The sequence below is a fragment of the Micromonospora sp. NPDC005299 genome, assembly GCF_042872345.1.
Classification (GTDB): Bacteria; Actinomycetota; Actinomycetes; order Mycobacteriales; family Micromonosporaceae; genus Micromonospora.
Window position 1 is genome coordinate 123,656 of sequence record NZ_JBIAKG010000013.1, and the last position, 14,895, is coordinate 138,550.

Below are 14,895 nucleotides of genomic sequence, written 5' to 3' on the forward strand. Positions count from 1 at the left end.
CCCGCTAGGCTGGCCGGCGTGGATCAGGAAGACCGGATTGCGCTGTTCCTCGACTACGAGAACCTGGCGCTGGGTGTGCGGGACCATCACGGTGGCCGGGCGTTCGACCTTCGTCCGATCGCCGACGCCCTCGCCGAGCGCGGCCGGGTGGTGGTGCGCCGGGCGTACGCGGACTGGTCGTACTTCGACGAGGACCGGCGGATGCTCACCCGGTCGCACGTCGAGCTGATCGAGATACCGCAGCGGATGGGCGCCTCGCGGAAGAACGCGGCGGACATCAAGATGGCCGTCGACGCGGTCGAGCTGGCCTTCGAGCGGGACTACATCTCCACGTTCGTGATCGGCACCGGGGACAGCGACTTCACCCCGCTGGTGCACAAGCTGCGGGAATTGAACAAGCGGGTCATCGGGGTCGGCGTGGAGAACTCCACCTCGGCGCTGCTCCCGCCGGCCTGCGACGAGTTTCTCTTCTACGACCGCCTCGAAGGGGTCGACGTGCCGCCCGCGGCAGGCCGCCGGGGCCGGGCGGCCCGTCCGGCCGGGACCGGGGCGCCGCCGCCGGTCGAGCCGCCGACCGAGCGGCCCGCCGAGGTCGCGCCGGCCGTCGAGGAGTCCGCCCGGGACGTCGACACGCTCTCCGTCCTGGTGGCCCAGACCGTGGCCGGCATGCAGGGCAGCTCCAGCGGTGAGGTGACCGCCTCCGGCCTGAAGCGCACCCTGCTCCGCAAGGACCCGACGTTCAGCGAGTCCGACTACGGTTTCCGCACCTTCGGGGAGTTGCTGCGCCACCTGGCCGGGCACAACGTCATCGAGCTCGCCGCGGGACCCGCCAAGGGCGACCCGGAGGTGTCGCTGCCCGAGCGGGGCGACCGGGAGGTGGCCTTCGCGCTGCTGCGGTCCGTGGTGGTGGACCTGGCCGGCGAGGGCGGCGCGGTGGCGCTGTCCGGGCTGAAGGACCAGCTCCGGCGGGCGCGGCCCGATTTCAGCGAGAAGAAGCTCGGCTACCGCAGCTTCCTGCAGTTCTGCAAGGCGGCCGCCACGAGTGGCGCCGTGGAGCTGCGGTGGAGCCCGGAGGCCGAGGACTACCTGCTCACCCCGCACACCCCCTGACGTCCGGGTCCGCCCGCGGTCAGGTCCGGCGGCACAGCAGCGGGTCCACGAGCGGCAGCCGGAGCGGATCTAGGCAGATGCCCGCCAGGGTGGGCTCGCTCGGGGACGGCGAGGCGGTCGGCGCCACGGTGGGGCTTCCGGTCGGGGCCACCGCCGGAGGCGGGCTCCCGGTCGGGCTGACCACCGGCGGAGGGGTCGACGGCGCGGTCGGCGGGGGCGTCGTGACGCGGGACGGCGCCGGCACTGCGATCTGCTCCGTGCCGATCCGGACCGGGGTTCCGGCGACCGCCGGCCGCCGGCCGCCGTCGGCCGGGCGGGGGAGCCGGGTGGGCTCGCCGGCCGGCGACCGGGTCGGGGCTCCGTCGGGCTGGCCGGGCGTGGTGAGGACCGGGTCCGGCGCGAGGTCGTCGGGGACGGCGGCGGGACCAACTGTGGCCGCCCGCGCCTGGTGCACCGACCCGGCCGTCGCGGGCCAGGTGCCTGCGGCCGACACCCCGAGGAGCACCGCGACCGCCACGGCGCCGGCCGCGGCCAGGCGCTCCGGACGCCGCCGTGCCGCCGGGGCGTCCGCGACACCGAGCGGTCGCGGCGGCCGCGGCCGGGCCGCGCGGTGCGCGGCCAGCAGCGCGTCGAGCTGCGTGACGACCGCGTCGCGGGTCCCGGTGGCGGCGGCGTACGCGAGGGTGAGGTAGAAGCGGAAGTTCGCCGCGCCGGTGACCGGCACGCGCAGCCCGGCCGGGCGCGCGCCGTCGCCGGGGTGCAGCAGGGTGACCGGCAGGTCGGTGTGGTGCCCGAGGCCGAGCAGGTCATCGTGGGCCCACTCGCGTCGGCCGGCCCGCCCGGCGAAGGCGACCCGCCGGTCGGTCACCACGGCGGCGCCGGTGTCGACCACCCGCAGCCCGGCCGGGAGCGCGCCGTCGGCCGGGTCGAGCAGGTCCGCGGTCAGCGCCGGGTCGGGCGCGGGGAGCCCGGGCACGTGCCGGGCCTCCGCCTCGACCAGCTCCACGACCGGCACGATCCGGTAGACCACCTCGCCGTCGTCGAGCCCGACCGGCAGCTCGGTGCCGGGGAGGGTGCATCCGTGGAACCCGGTCGCCTCGATGTGGAGCCGCTCCAGGTGCTCGTTGCGCCGGCGCCATGTCCGGGCCGCCGCCTCGTACGCGCACCGCCGGCGTTCGTTCTCGCGTCGCGCCCATGCAATCTGTCGTCCCAGCTCCGGGTGACGCCCGGCCGGGGTGGACCGTCTCGTCGTCACACCCGGTACAACGTGCTCCACCCAGCGTGGACACGTGAGGGTGGCTATCGTCCGCTTTGGTTCCGGTACGTCCGTGCAAGAATCGGCGCATGCCGCAGATCGTCCAGTTGCTGGCCTCGCCGGTGCACCGCTACGTCGGCCGGCCCGCCGACGGCCCGGCTCCGGCGCCGCCGGGCGAACTGGTCGAGGAGGTCCGGATCCGGGCCGGCCTGGGCATCGTCGGCGACCGGTACTTCGGCCGGCCGGCGCACCGGCAGGCGAGCGTGACGGTGATCGCGCAGGAGTCGCTGCCGCCCGGCGCCGACCTCACCCAGGTCCGGCGCAACGTGCTGACCCGTGGCATCGCCGTGGACGAACTGGTCGGCCGGGTGCTCACCCTGGACTCCGGCGACGGGCCGGTCAGCCTACGGGTCCACCGGGCCGCACCGCCCTGCGCCTGGCTGGACGTCACCGTCGCGCCGGGCACCTGGAAGGCGCTGCGCGGCCGGGGCGGCGTCCGCTGTGCCCCGCTCACCGACGGCGTCCTGCGGGTCGGGCCGGTCGAGGTGACCGTCGACTCCTGAGGCGGCCCGGGAACTTTCCGGCCCCGCCGGCCGACCAACGTGCGACCGTCCGGTCGGCGGCCGGGTGACAAGGAGGACGGCGGGATGAACCGAGCGAGGCCCGCGCCCGTACCGTCGATCATGACGGTGGTGGACCGGCGGGCCGGTCGCGGATGAGCCCCGAGGCCGACGACGAGCAGGTGACCCGGTGGGCGCGCCGGGCCGGACGGGGCGACCACCAGGCCGCCGCCGCGTTCGTCCGGGCCCTCCAGGGCCCGGTGTGGCGGTTCCTCGCGCACCTGGCCGGCCCCGCCGAAGCCGACGACCTGACCCAGGAGACGTTCCTGCGCGCGCTGCGTGGCCTGCCCGGTTTCGCCGGCCGGTCCACGGCCCGCACCTGGGTCTTCACCATCGCCCGCCGGGTCGCCGTGGACCACGTCCGGGCCGCGACGGCACGCCCCCGGGTGGCCGCGCTGCCCGACTGGCAGGCCGCCGCGGAGGCGGCCGGGGCGGTCACCCCGGGCGGGGACGACGCCGTGACCCTGCGCGGGCTCATCGCCGGGCTCGCCCCGGAGCGGCGGGAGGCGTTCGTCGCCACCCAGGTGGTCGGCCTCTCCTACGCCGAGGCGGCGGAGGTGTGCGGCTGCCCGGTCGGCACCATCCGGTCCCGGGTCGCCCGGGCCCGCGAGGACCTGGTCGCCGCCTGGCGGGGCGACGCCCGCCCCTCCCGGGGCAACCGGGTGGTCTGACCGCACCGGCCCGCCGAGCGGCCCGTCAGGCGGCCCGGCGGTCGCGGGCCTGAGCGGCGTACGGCGTGGGCGGCAGCAGGCGCAGCCGGGCCGGCTCCGGCGGCTCCTCGATCTGCAGCGACCAGCGCGGCCCGGCCGACCGGCCCTGCCGGGGCGGCGTGCCGCCCCGGCGCCACCGCGGCCGGGCGAGCAGCACCATCACCACCCAGCCGACCAGCAGGAAGCCGTGGCTGACCAGCCGCTGCACCGCCACCTGCCCGGTGATCAGGTCGTTCACCGACAGCAGCACCAGGGTGGCGACGAACGCGCTGAGCATCGGCAGCAGCCCCGCCGGGGCGGAACGCCGCAGCGCCACGTAGAGGAAGCCGGCGCCCACGGCCACGTTCCAGGCGGCCGACTCGTGCCACAGGTGCTGGCCGGTGGCATGCCCGTGGTCGATCACGGCCTCCCGGCCGACCTGGGCCAGGCCGAGCACGAGCTGCACCGCGCCGAGCAGCCCGAGCACCCCCCGCAGCCCGAACGCCGCGCGCTCCCGCCACCCGGGCCGGGCCGCCGGCGCCGCGGCGAGCACCGCGTCGACCAGGTCGGGCACCGGCGGGGCGAGCTGGGTCCGGGCCCGCCGGGTCACCGCGACGGCCGCCTCGAACCAGCCCCGGCAGCCGGCGCAGCCCGCCAGGTGCGCCTCGGCCGCCGCGCTCTCCGACCGGGTCGCCTCCCCGTCCAGCTGCGCCGACAGGATCTCCCGCCACTGCTCACACACCATGTACAGGTAGTCGTCCGCAGCGGCCGCCTGGTTCCCGCGCCCCGGTCCGGACGTGCGCGCGTCACGCCTCGGCCAGCAGGTTCTTCTGCACCTTGCCCATCGCGTTGCGGGGCAGGGCGTCGACTAGCCGGACCTGCCGGGGCCGCTTGTGCACCGACAGCTGCCGGGCCACGAAGTCGATCAGCTCGGCCTCGCGCAGGTCGTCGCCGACCACGTACGCGGTCACCTGCTGGCCCAGGTCCGGGTGGGGCGTGCCGACCACGGCCGCCTCGCGGACCCCGGGATGGGTGAGCAGGGCGTCCTCCACCTCGCCGGCCCCGATTCGGTAACCGCCGCTCTTGATCAGGTCGGTGGCGGCCCGGCCGACGATCCGGTGCCAGCCGTCCGGCCCGACCGTCGCCACGTCCCCGGTGCGGAACCAGCCGTCCGCCGTCCGGCTGGCCGCGTCGGCGTCCGGCCGGTGCAGGTAGCCGTCGAGAGGGTGCCGCCGCGCACCTGGAGCTCGCCCATCGCGTCGGCGGGCAGCGGGTCGCCCTGCTCGTCCACCACGCGGGTGCGTACCCCGGGCAGTGGCAGGCCCACGGCGCCGGGCCGCCGGGGCCCGTCGGCCCGGGCGCAAGGTGATCGAAGTGCGTAGTGCGCAGATCCCCGGCTTTAGCTGTGGGGTTAGCGTGTCAATTTCGGGCGGACAGTAGATAGCGCGAGGCTGTATATTGCACGGGTGTCCGTTGCCCTGCGGTCGAACAGCAACGTCGTGTTCCAGTGCGCTTTCCACGTCGTGTGGTGCCCGAAGTACCGACGCCGGGTGCTCGGCGGCCCGATCGAGGAGCGGTTGACGCAGCTCATCGGTGAGGTGGTGGAGGAGAAAGGGGCGTGGCTGGTGGCGTTGGAAGTCATGCCTGACCATGTTCACCTGCTGGTTGAAGTTGACCCGCAGTTCGGCGTCCACAAGCTCGTCAAGGCGATCAAGGCACGGACGTCTCGGGTTCTGCGTGAGGAGTTCCCGTCGCTGCGTTCCCGGCTGCCGACCTTATGGACGAACTCGTACTTCGTGGCGACCACCGGCGGTGCCCCACTGGCAGCGGTGAAGCGGTACGTCGAGCAGCAGAAGGGCCGCTGAATGCTGACCGGCCGCCGCTATCTGCTCGCCTTCACCGACGAGCAGGCCGCGTACGCCGAACAGGTCGGCGCGGTGTGTCGGGCGGTGTGGAACACGGCGTTGGAGCAGCGCCGTGAGTATCGCCGCCGCGGCGCGTTCATCGGCTACAACGAGCAGGCTGGGCAGATGGCCGAGGCGAAGAAGGACCTGGACTGCGCGTGGTTGGCGGACGCGCCGTCGCACGCGTTGCAGCAAACCCTGCGGGACCTGGACCGGGCGTGCAAGAGGCATGGCACGTGGAAGGTGCGCTGGCGGTCCAAGGCTCGCACGGCCCCGTCGTTCCGGTTTCCCGACCCCAAGCGCGTCGCGGTGCGGCGGCTGAACCGCAGGTGGGGTGAGGTGCGGCTGCCGAAGTTCGGGCCGGTCAGGTTTCGGTGGACCAGGCCGTTGGGTGGCGCTATCCGCAACGCCACCGTCTTGCGTGACGGCGGATGCTGGTACATCTCGTTCTGCGTCGAGGACGGCGGGAGCGAGGTTGCCCCGAACGGTAAGCCGCCGGTCGGTGTGGACCGGGGTGTCACCGTGGCGGTGGCCACCTCTGACGGGGGGCTGGACGAGCGGGAGTTCGTCACCGCGGGCGAGGCGGCCCGGCTCAAGCGGTTGCAGCAGCGCATGTCCCGGTCGCTGCGGGTCCATGGCCGCAGCCGCGGATCGAAACGTCGCGACGCTACCCGCGCGCAGCTCGGCCGGCTCAACGCCCGTATCCGGGCCCGCAGAGCTGACTTCGCCGCGCAGACCGCCGTGCGCCTGGTCCGCGAGCACGGCATGGTCGCTGTCGAGGGCCTGCGGATCACAAACATGACGGCCAGCGCGAAGGGCACCGTTGAGCAGCCCGGCCGTAACGTCCGCCAGAAGGCTGGCCTGAACCGGGTTATCCTCGCCAAAGGGTGGGGCGGATTCCTGCTCAAGCTCGAACACGCCGCCCGCTACCACGGGGCAAAGATCGTCAAGGTCAACCCGGCGTATACGTCGCAGACCTGCAACGCCTGCAAGCATGTCGCCCCGGAGTCCCGCGAGAGCCAAGCGGTCTTCCGGTGCGTCGCCTGCGGGCATCAGGACCACGCCGACGTGAACGCGGCCAAGAACATCCTCGCCGCCGGGCTGGCGGTAACAGGGCGCGGAGACCTAGCCGCAGGGCTGTCTGTGAAACGCCAACCACCCGAACGGCTCGCGGCGTGAACGCGCCTCAGCCACGGGAATCCCCCGCCCTTTCAGGCGTGGGGAGGAAGTCAACAGGGTCTCGGTCATGCCGTACCGCTCGACGACCCGGTGACCGGCCAGGTCGGCGAGGGCCGCGAAGACCGGCTCGGGCAGCGCGGCGCTGCCGGATACCAGCAGCCGCGCCCCGCGCAGCGCCCGCGCCGCGTCCGGGTCCGCGGCGATCCGCGACCAGATCGTGGGTACGCCGAAGTAGAGCGAGCCGGCGGCGGCCGCGTACCGATCGGGGCGGGGCCGTCCGACGTGGTGCAGCCGGCTGCCGACCCGCAGCGGGCCGAGTACGCCGAGCACCAGCCCGTGCACGTGGAACAGCGGCAGCCCGTGCACCAGCCGGTCGTCCGGCGTCCACGACCAGGCGTCGGCGAGCCCGTCCAGGCAGGCGGCGACGGCGCGGCGGGACAGCACCGGGCCCTTCGGGGCGCCCGTGGTGCCGCTGGTGTACAGGATCAGCGCGGTGGCCGCCGGTGCCGGCTCCGGGTGCCGGGTGTCCGACCGCCGGGTCAGGTCGACCGGCACGGCCGCGGGCACCGCGGGGGAGTCGACGACCTCGCCGCCGGCGGGCGTCAGCAGCGCCTCGGCGCCCGAGTCGCGCAGGATGTGGTCGCGTTCCACCGGCCCGGCGTCCGGCGGCACCGGGACGACGGCCGCGCCGGCCAGCAGCCCGCCCACCACGCCGACCACGGTCTCCAGGCTCGGCGTGGCCGGCACGGCCACCCGCCCGACGCCGCGCAGGTCGTCGGCGACGGCGGCGGCCATCCGGCGCAGCTCCACCCAGGACACCGACCGGTCGTCGACCCGGAGCGCCTCCGGCCGCTCGTCGGTCGACTCGGACAGCCAGGTCAGCAGCGACACGGTGCGGGCCTCCTCTCCCGGTCGCGCCGGCGGGCGCACCACCGCCCCCGTCGGGCCGCGACCCCCGGCGAAGCCCGGATGACGGGCCTGCGGGCAGTGTGCCATCGTTGGCCGTCCGGGGCGCCGCGGCGCGTGCGCGGCGGGGAGGAGGCGGCCATGGGGGAGGGGTCGTCGGGGCCGCTGCGCGGCGTCCTCGTCGCGGACTTCTCCCGGATCCTGGCCGGGCCGTACGCGACCATGCTCCTCGCCGACCTGGGCGCCGACGTGGTCAAGGTGGAGGCGCCGGGCGGTGACGACACCCGGACCTGGCAGCCCCCGGTGCGCGACGGGGTCTCGACCTACTACCTCGGCGTCAACCGCAACAAGCGTTCGCTCGTGCTCGACCTCGCCGATCCCGCCGACGCGGTGCTGGCCCGCCGCCTCGCCGCCCGGGCCGACGTCATGATCCAGAACTTCCGGCCCGGCGCGCTGCGCCGTTTCGGCCTCGACCACGACACCGTCACCGCCGCAAACCCGCGGCTGGTGTACGCCTCGATCAGCGGGTTCGGCGCGGCCGGCGGCGCGGACCTGCCCGGGTACGACCTCATGGTGCAGGCGGCGTCCGGGCTGATGAGCCTGACCGGGGCGGCGGACGGCCCGCCGTACAAGGCGGGGGTGGCGCTCTTCGACGTGATCGCCGGGCTGCACGCGGCGGTCGGGATCCTGGCCGCGCTGCACCACCGGGCGGCCACCGGCGTCGGGCAGCACGTCGAGGTGGACCTGCTCTCCTCGGCCCTGTCCGGGCTGGTCAACCACGCCAGCGCGCACGTCGCCGCCGGCGTGGTGCCGCACCGGATGGGCAACGCCCACCCGAGCATCGTGCCGTACGAGCCGCTGCCCACCGCCGACGGTGAGCTGGTGGTGATCGCCGGCAACGACGGCCAGTTCCGCGCCCTGTGTCAGGTGCTCGGCCTGCCCGGGCTGCCCGACGACCCGCGGTTCCGGCGCAACCAGGACCGCACCGCGCACCGCGAGGCGCTGCGGCCGTTGCTGGTGGCCGCCCTGGCCCGGCGGACCAGCGCCGAGTGGTTCGGCGAGCTGCGCGCGGCGGGCGTGCCGTGCAGCCCGATCAACACGGTGGCCGACGGGCTGGCCCTGGCCGACGGGCTCGGGCTCGACCCGGTGGTCACGGTCGGCGGCGTGCCGGGGGTGCGCCACCCGATCGGCCTGTCGGCCACCCCGCCCCGATACGACCTGCCGCCGCCGGGGTTGGACGAGCACGGCGCGGAGCTGCGCGCCTGGTTGGCCGGGTGAGCGGTCAGCGCCGCGCGGCGGCCAGCAGGTCGTCGACCAGCGCGGTCGCGGTCTCCGCCGCGGTCGCGGCGTCCGGGCGCGCGGCGCTGCCGTAGAGGCCCTCCACGACCAGCCAGATCCGGTCGGCGAGCCGGCCCGGGTCGGCCACGCCCAGCCGGGCCACCAGGGCGTCGATCTCCGCGCGGGTGTCGCGCAGGTAGTCCCGGGCCACCCGGCCGGGCTCGCCGGCGTCGCCGGGGAACTCGGCGAGGAAGAGGCGGAAGGCGCAGCCGCGGAAGTCCGGGGCGGTGGCGGTGGCGGCGATCTCCGCGACCAGCGTCCGCAGCCGCGTCGCCGGCTCGTCGGGCAGCCCCTCCGCCGCCGCGGCGCCGGCCCGCTCGCGCTCCCGCCGGCACGCCCGCAGGTACGCGGCGACCAGGTCGTCCTTGCTGGGGAAGTGGGTGTAGAGCAGGTTCTTGCCGCAGCCGGCCGCGTCGATCACCTGGTTCATCCCGACGGCCCGGACGCCGTGGCGGTAGAACAGCTCGCCGGCGGTGCGCAGGATCCGCTCCCGGGTTCCCGGTGCCGCGGTGCGGGCCATCGCTCCTCCTTCTCTCGTCTGTGGCGAGGATAACGGACCGATCGGTCCGGCGACGATTGACCGGCCGGCGGCCCATGGCGCAGTATCGGACCACTCGGTCCCGGACCGATCGGTCCGGCAATGGTCCCAGGGAGGCAGCGATGCGCGACGCGGTCATCGTCGAGGCGGTACGGACCCCGGTCGGTCGGGCGAAGCGGGGCGGGGCGTACCAGGACGTCCACCCGGTCGACCTGCACGCGCACGCGTTGCGCAGCATGGTCGCCCGGGTGCCGGGGCTTGACCCCGTCGAGATCGACGACGTCATCGGCGGCACCGTCGCCCAGGTCGGCGAGCAGAGCACCAACACCACCCGCCTCGCCGCGCTCGCCGCCGGCTTCCCCGAGTCGGTGCCCGGCGTGACCGTGGACCGGCAGTGCGGCAGCAGCCAGCAGGCGCTCAGCTTCGCCGCCCAGGGCCTGGTCGCCGGGGCGTACGACATCGTGGTCGCCTCCGGCGTCGAGTCGATGAGCCGGGTGCCGATCGGCAGCGCCGCCGTGGTCGACGGGGTCCGCACCGACTTCGCCGGGCCCACCGTCGCCGCGCGCTACCCGGGCGGCCTCGTCCCGCAGGGCGTCGCCGCCGAGCTGATCGCCCGCAAGTGGGGCCTGTCCCGCACCCGGCTCGACGAGTACGCCGCCACCAGCCACCAGCGGGCCGCCGAGGCGTGGCGGGAGGGGCGGTTCGCCGGCCAGGTCGCCCCGCTACCGGGCGTCGACCTCGCCATGGACGAGACCATCCGGCCCGGGACCACCATGGCCCGCCTCGCCGAACTGCCGCCCGCGTTCGCCGCTGAGCGCTGGACCGCGCGCTTCGGCGAACTCGACTGGAAGGTCACCGCCGGCAACTCCAGCCCGCTCAACGACGGCGCGGCCGCCCTGCTGCTCACCACCGGCGAGACCGCCCGCCGGCGCGGCTGGCGGCCCCGGGCGCGGATCCACACCGCCACCGTGGTCGGCGACGACCCGATCCTCATGCTCACCGGCATCATCCCGGCCACCGCCAGGGTGCTCGCCCGGGCCGGTCTCACCATCGGCGACATCGACGCGTTCGAGGTCAACGAGGCGTTCTCCTCGGTCGTGCTGGCCTGGCTGGCCGAGACCGGCGCGGACCCGGCGAAGGTGAACGTCGACGGCGGCGCGATCGCCATCGGCCACCCGCTCGGGGCCAGCGGCGCCCGGCTCGCCACCACCCTGCTGCACGTCCTCGAGCGCACCGGCGGCCGCTACGGCCTGCAGACCATGTGCGAGGCCGGCGGCACCGCCAACGCCACGATCATCGAACGCCTCGACGGCTGACCGGCGGCCCCGGCACGGCCGGGCTGGCGTTCGTGATCGCCGTCGAGTTCGGGCTGATCACCTGCATGGGCGTGTTCAACCCGGTGTTCGCCATCTACCGGCTCGACCAGGTCCCGACGGACCGAGTCGCCCGCACCCTGTCCGCGTGGTCGGAGACCAGCAAGGCCGCCGCCGCCGTGCTTGGGGCCTGCTGGCAAGCGTCACCAGCCCCTGCACCGCGATCACGATCGCCAGCCTGCTCATCCTGACCACCCCACTCCTGTTGCCCCGACCCGATCGCGTACTAATCCGTCGCGCCGGCGAGCCTGGCTGCCAGCGTCCTGACGTGCTCGACAAGCTCCGGGGGTTCGTGCACCTGGAAGTCGAACCCTTTGGTTGTCACGTAGATGGCCAACTCGTCCAGCGAGTTGGATCCGGCCCGCAGGGTGCAGCTGTGCTCGTCGATCGGCTCCAGTGCTCCGGTGGTGGGGGCGATCCGCTCCGCCGCGGTCTCGGCGCTGACGTACAGGGTGAACCGGGCCTGGTAGCGGTAGGCCGACGTGGAGATCGCCCGCGAGGTGTAGCCGCTGATGTCGGGGTCTGGCGGGGTGCGCGGGGTGAAATGGGGGCCGGTGGGCGTGCGCGGGTCGAGGCGGTCCACGCGGTAGGTGCGCCAGTCCTGGCGGTCGACGTCCCAGCCAATGAGGTACCAGCGCCGGCCCGCGTGTACCAGCCGGTGCGGCTCGGTCGTGCGGATGCTGCTGGTTCCGTCGTGGGTGCGGTAGTCGAAGCGTAGGCGCAGCGAGTCGCGGCAGGCGGCGGCGATGGCGGTGAGGGTGCTCGGGTCGACGGTGGGGCCGGTGTTGGCCATCGGCACTGTCATCGACTGCAGGGCGTTGATCCGGTGGCGCAGCCGGGACGGCAGGACCTGTTCGAGCTTGGCCAGGGCTCGCACTGAGGTCTCCTCGATGCCGGTGATCGAACCGCCAGCGGCCGTGCGCAGGCCCATCGCGACAGCGACGGCTTCGTCGTCGTCGAGCAGCAGCGGCGGCAGGTCCGCGCCGGCACCCAGCCGGTAGCCGGCGGTGCCCGCGGTGGCCAACACGGGGTAGCCGAGGCCGCGCAGCCGGTCGATATCGCGGCGCACGGTGCGCGGAGTGATCTCCAGTCGCTCGGCCAGTTCGGCGCCGGACCAGTCGCGTCGGGTCTGCAGGAGCGAGAGCAGTCGCAGCAGCCGTGCCGAGGTTTCCCACATGGTTTGAAGTCTGCCATTCGCCTAGGACCGAGTCTGACCTAACCGGCTCCTAGGGTTGTCGGCATGGAGAACAACAGCGAGATCCGGCCCTTCACCGTCGACATTCCCCAGGCTGACCTGGACGACCTGCGGGACCGGCTCGCCAGGACGCGGTGGGCCACGGACCTGCCCGATGCCGGCTGGAGCCGCGGGGTGCCGGTGGGCTACCTCAAGGGGCTGGCCGAGTACTGGCGCGATGGCTACGACTGGCGCGTCTACGAGCGGGAGCTCAACAAGTACCCGCAGTTCACCACCGAGATCGACGGACAGAACATCCACTTCCTGCACGTGCGCTCGCCCGAGCCGGACGCGCTGCCGCTGATCCTGACCCACGGCTGGCCCGGCTCGATCGTGGAGTTCCTGAACGTCATCGGCCCGCTGACCAACCCAAGGGCACATGGCGGAGACCCGGCGGACGCGTTCCACCTGGTGATCCCGTCGATCCCCGGCAGCGGATTCTCCGGGCCGACCGGCCAGGCCGGCTGGGACACGAACCGGGTGACCAGGGCGTTCGCCGAACTGATGAACCGGCTCGGCTACGACCGCTACGGCGCGCAGGGCGGCGACACCGGCGCGGTCATCTCGCCGGGGCTCGGCCGGCTCAACCCGGACAAGGTCGTCGGCGTGCACGCGAACGGGCTCTCCGCGTTCACTGAGGTCAACCCGGACGAGGTGGGGGAGCTGACCGAGGCCGAGCGGGCGCGGCTGGAGCACCTGCAGCACCTGAAGACCGAGCAGTCCGGCTACATGATGATCCAGATCACCCGGCCGCAGACCCTGGCGCACGGGCTGCACGACTCCCCGGTCGGGCAGTTGGCCTGGATCGTGGAGAAGTTCAAGGAGTGGACCGATCCGGCCGCCGAACTGCCCGAGGACGCGGTGGACCGGGATCTGCTGCTCACCAACGTGATGCTGTATTGGCTGACCGGCACCGCGGGGTCCTCGGCCAACAGCTACTACGAGACCGCGCATGCCGGCGCCTGGGGCGCGAGTAAGCGCTCCACGGTGCCGACCGGGGTCGCGGTGTTCCCCCTGGACGTGTCGATCCGGCGGCCTCTCGAGCACGAACACACCATCGTGCACTGGTCCGAATTCGGCCGCGGCGGCCACTTCGCCGCCATGGAGGCCCCCGACCTGCTCGTCGACGACGTCCGGGAGTTCTTCAGCAAGCTGCGCTGAAACCACCGCGGCGCCGACCTCGATCCGGGCGGCGCCGCGGTGGTGTTCGGTGCTCAGGCTCAGGAACGACCGGGATCGGCATGGTCAGCGGCTCCTGGGCCGCGGCGGCCCCGGCCCGCAGCAGGACCGCGACATGCTCCGCTGACGCGGACTGCCCTCTGTTCCGGTGCCGGCACCGACGGCACTTGGCTCCGATCGACGATATACCGGGAGATGTGTCCGATGACCAACCGTTCCGCCGCCCTGCCGCGGCTGTCCTGGGCCGACGTATGTCGCCGGCGGCTCGACCGGCACGGACTGTTCGCCCCGGCGCGCGACGGCCGACCAGCCGACGCCGTCGCCGCCATGTGCGGCGCGCATGCCCAGGTACTGTCCGCCGCCGAAGTGTCCATCGGGCTCCGCGTCGCCGGTGCCACGCGGACCACTGTCCGGGACGCGCTGTGGGGCGAACGCAGTTTGGTGAAGACGTACGGGCCGCGCGGCACCGTACACCTGCTGCCGACATCTGACCTGCCACTGTGGACCGGCGCGCTCAGCGCGGTGCCCCCGGCGACGAACCCCATGCCCGCCAACGGGCGACTGACCCCCGAACAGACCGACGAGGTCGTCTCGGCGATCGCGGCGACACTAGCCGACGCCGAACTCACCATCGACGAACTTAGCGCGGAGGTGGCCGTCGGCACCGGGCCCTGGGCCACCGACCCGGTGGTGCCCGCATTCCAGGGCATGTGGCCACGCTGGCGGCAAGCCATGCACCTCGCCGCACACCGCGGCGCACTGTGTTTCGGCCCGAACCGCGGGCGAAACGTCACCTACACCAGTCCGCAGCGGTGGCTGCCGGGATTCCAGCCGGCCGCGGCATCCGACGCGCTCGCCGGCCTCGTCCGCCGCTACCTGCACGCCTACGGCCCGGCCACGCCGCAGCACTTCGCGCAATGGCTGTCCGCCCCGCGCGGTTGGGCGACCAAACTGTTCGACTCCCTCGCCGGTGAACTGGAACAGGTCGAGGTCGCTGGCGCCCGCGCATGGGTTGCCTCCGGTGACACTGCCGCGGCATCCCTGCCACTGTGCGGCGTGCGGCTGCTGCCGTACTTCGACCACTACACCGTTGGCTGCCATCCACGGGAGCTGCTCTTCCCGGGACCAGCCGCACGACGCGCGCTCGCCGGCGGCCAGGCCGGCAACTTTCCAGTACTGCTGATCGACGGCACGGTCGCAGGCGTCTGGCATCAGCGCCGCTCCGGACGCAATCTGGACATCACGGTCGAGCCGTTGACCGTGCTCACCCCCTCTCAACGTCGGGAACTCGACGACCAAGTGGAGCGCATCGGGGAGATCCTGGAGGGAGAACCACGGTTGACCATCGGCACCGTGACCGTTGGGGGCCATGCATAGGTCATTCAGCAGAGCATTCCGCCTCGCGACCGCCACGCCATCCACCACGTGTTACGTGACCAGGTGCGCCAGGCCGAGGGCCACGACCCGGCCCCCACCGCGGCGGTGCTGGACTCCAGTCGGCCAAGTCCGCCTGCGGCGGCGAGCAGATCGGATACGACGCCGGTAAGAAGGTGCGAGGCCGCAAGCGGCA

General features: G+C 73.9%; 14 protein-coding genes and 2 pseudogenes. 10 read left to right on the forward strand and 6 right to left on the reverse strand.

The genetic code is table 11. From position 1 onward, the window contains the following. The first annotated feature begins 18 nt into the window (after window positions 1–18). Window positions 19–1,110: an NYN domain-containing protein gene (locus ACFYPD_RS29185; protein ID WP_387120313.1), complete on the forward strand. Its 1,092-nt coding sequence runs from the start codon at window positions 19–21 to the stop codon at window positions 1,108–1,110. A gap of 19 nt (window positions 1,111–1,129) precedes the next feature. On the opposite strand, the gene ACFYPD_RS29190 is transcribed toward ACFYPD_RS29185, so the two are convergent. Continuing rightward, entirely contained in the window at window positions 1,130–2,365 is a 1,236-nt protein-coding gene (locus ACFYPD_RS29190) for a hypothetical protein (protein ID WP_387120316.1), read from the reverse strand. 89 nt (window positions 2,366–2,454) lie between these two features. Between ACFYPD_RS29190 and ACFYPD_RS29195 the strand changes: the two genes are divergently transcribed. Next, window positions 2,455–2,928, forward strand: a complete 474-nt coding sequence (locus ACFYPD_RS29195) for a molybdenum cofactor biosysynthesis protein (RefSeq protein WP_387120319.1) — start codon at window positions 2,455–2,457, stop codon at window positions 2,926–2,928. A 152-nt stretch (window positions 2,929–3,080) separates the two neighbouring features. Beyond that, on the forward strand, window positions 3,081–3,656 hold the full coding sequence (locus ACFYPD_RS29200) for a sigma-70 family RNA polymerase sigma factor (protein WP_387120321.1): 576 nt from the start codon (window positions 3,081–3,083) through the stop codon (window positions 3,654–3,656). A gap of 25 nt (window positions 3,657–3,681) precedes the next feature. Here the strand turns inward: ACFYPD_RS29200 and ACFYPD_RS29205 are convergent, their stop codons facing one another. Further along, window positions 3,682–4,419, reverse strand: coding sequence for a zf-HC2 domain-containing protein (locus ACFYPD_RS29205; protein WP_387120323.1), 738 nt, complete (start codon window positions 4,417–4,419; stop codon window positions 3,682–3,684). A gap of 61 nt (window positions 4,420–4,480) precedes the next feature. Beyond that, window positions 4,481–5,034: pseudogene (locus ACFYPD_RS29210) on the reverse strand (AMP-binding protein); the annotation flags it as partial. Window positions 5,035–5,140: 106 nt separating this feature from the next. Here ACFYPD_RS29210 and tnpA point away from each other — a divergent pair. Both tnpA and ACFYPD_RS29220 read left to right on the forward strand, forming a co-directional pair. Further along, window positions 5,141–5,539, forward strand: a complete 399-nt coding sequence (gene tnpA, locus ACFYPD_RS29215; protein ID WP_387120326.1) for an IS200/IS605 family transposase — start codon at window positions 5,141–5,143, stop codon at window positions 5,537–5,539. Further along, complete coding sequence (locus ACFYPD_RS29220) at window positions 5,540–6,757, forward strand: RNA-guided endonuclease InsQ/TnpB family protein (RefSeq protein ID WP_387120328.1); 1,218 nt, start codon at window positions 5,540–5,542, stop codon at window positions 6,755–6,757. It abuts the gene before it with no gap. Here ACFYPD_RS29220 and ACFYPD_RS29225 read toward each other — a convergent pair. Further along, window positions 6,752–7,648: pseudogene (locus tag ACFYPD_RS29225) on the reverse strand (AMP-binding protein); the annotation flags it as partial. The gene ACFYPD_RS29220 and the pseudogene ACFYPD_RS29225 sit on opposite strands and share 6 nt — an antisense overlap. Before the next feature lie 156 nt (window positions 7,649–7,804). On the opposite strand from ACFYPD_RS29225, the gene ACFYPD_RS29230 reads away from it, so the two are divergent. Beyond that, window positions 7,805–8,941 carry a CaiB/BaiF CoA transferase family protein gene (locus ACFYPD_RS29230; protein WP_387120331.1) on the forward strand — a complete coding sequence of 379 codons (1,137 nt, stop codon included), beginning with the start codon at window positions 7,805–7,807 and terminating at the stop codon, window positions 8,939–8,941. Window positions 8,942–8,945: 4 nt separating this feature from the next. Here ACFYPD_RS29230 and ACFYPD_RS29235 read toward each other — a convergent pair whose 3' ends face one another. Then, on the reverse strand, window positions 8,946–9,521 hold the full coding sequence (locus tag ACFYPD_RS29235; protein ID WP_387120334.1) for a TetR/AcrR family transcriptional regulator: 576 nt from the start codon (window positions 9,519–9,521) through the stop codon (window positions 8,946–8,948). A 140-nt stretch (window positions 9,522–9,661) separates the two neighbouring features. Here ACFYPD_RS29235 and ACFYPD_RS29240 point away from each other — a divergent pair, with 140 nt between their 5' ends. Then, on the forward strand, window positions 9,662–10,855 hold the full coding sequence (locus tag ACFYPD_RS29240; RefSeq protein ID WP_387120337.1) for a thiolase family protein: 1,194 nt from the start codon (window positions 9,662–9,664) through the stop codon (window positions 10,853–10,855). A 32-nt stretch (window positions 10,856–10,887) separates the two neighbouring features. Next, window positions 10,888–11,103, forward strand: coding sequence for a hypothetical protein (locus ACFYPD_RS29245; RefSeq protein WP_387120340.1), 216 nt, complete (start codon window positions 10,888–10,890; stop codon window positions 11,101–11,103). A 35-nt stretch (window positions 11,104–11,138) separates the two neighbouring features. Here ACFYPD_RS29245 and ACFYPD_RS29250 read toward each other — a convergent pair whose 3' ends face one another. Next, window positions 11,139–12,089, reverse strand: a complete 951-nt coding sequence (locus ACFYPD_RS29250) for a helix-turn-helix transcriptional regulator (RefSeq protein ID WP_387120344.1) — start codon at window positions 12,087–12,089, stop codon at window positions 11,139–11,141. 63 nt (window positions 12,090–12,152) lie between these two features. On the opposite strand from ACFYPD_RS29250, the gene ACFYPD_RS29255 reads away from it, so the two are divergent. Both ACFYPD_RS29255 and ACFYPD_RS29260 read left to right on the forward strand, forming a co-directional pair. Next, a complete protein-coding gene (locus ACFYPD_RS29255; protein WP_387120347.1) occupies window positions 12,153–13,307 on the forward strand; it encodes an epoxide hydrolase family protein in 1,155 nt (384 codons plus the stop codon). Between the two features lie 222 nt (window positions 13,308–13,529). After that, the gene (locus ACFYPD_RS29260) at window positions 13,530–14,702 is read left to right on the forward strand and encodes a winged helix DNA-binding domain-containing protein (RefSeq protein ID WP_387120350.1); all 1,173 of its coding nucleotides are present in this window, start codon (window positions 13,530–13,532) and stop codon (window positions 14,700–14,702) included. Window positions 14,703–14,895: the final 193 nt, after the last annotated feature.

Excerpts from the sequence above, each read along its gene's own strand:
- ACFYPD_RS29195 (WP_387120319.1), top strand. The coding sequence starts at position 2,455 with ATGCCGCAGATCGTCCAGTTGCTGGCCTCGCCGGTGCACCGCTACGTC.
- ACFYPD_RS29200 (WP_387120321.1), top strand. The coding sequence starts at position 3,081 with ATGAGCCCCGAGGCCGACGACGAGCAGGTGACCCGGTGGGCGCGCCGG.
- ACFYPD_RS29205 (WP_387120323.1), bottom strand. The coding sequence starts at position 4,419 with ATGGTGTGTGAGCAGTGGCGGGAGATCCTGTCGGCGCAGCTGGACGGG.
- ACFYPD_RS29220 (WP_387120328.1), top strand. The coding sequence starts at position 5,540 with ATGCTGACCGGCCGCCGCTATCTGCTCGCCTTCACCGACGAGCAGGCC.
- ACFYPD_RS29230 (WP_387120331.1), top strand. The coding sequence starts at position 7,805 with ATGGGGGAGGGGTCGTCGGGGCCGCTGCGCGGCGTCCTCGTCGCGGAC.
- ACFYPD_RS29235 (WP_387120334.1), bottom strand. The coding sequence starts at position 9,521 with ATGGCCCGCACCGCGGCACCGGGAACCCGGGAGCGGATCCTGCGCACC.
- ACFYPD_RS29240 (WP_387120337.1), top strand. The coding sequence starts at position 9,662 with ATGCGCGACGCGGTCATCGTCGAGGCGGTACGGACCCCGGTCGGTCGG.
- ACFYPD_RS29250 (WP_387120344.1), bottom strand. The coding sequence starts at position 12,089 with ATGTGGGAAACCTCGGCACGGCTGCTGCGACTGCTCTCGCTCCTGCAG.
- ACFYPD_RS29255 (WP_387120347.1), top strand. The coding sequence starts at position 12,153 with ATGGAGAACAACAGCGAGATCCGGCCCTTCACCGTCGACATTCCCCAG.
- ACFYPD_RS29260 (WP_387120350.1), top strand. The coding sequence starts at position 13,530 with ATGACCAACCGTTCCGCCGCCCTGCCGCGGCTGTCCTGGGCCGACGTA.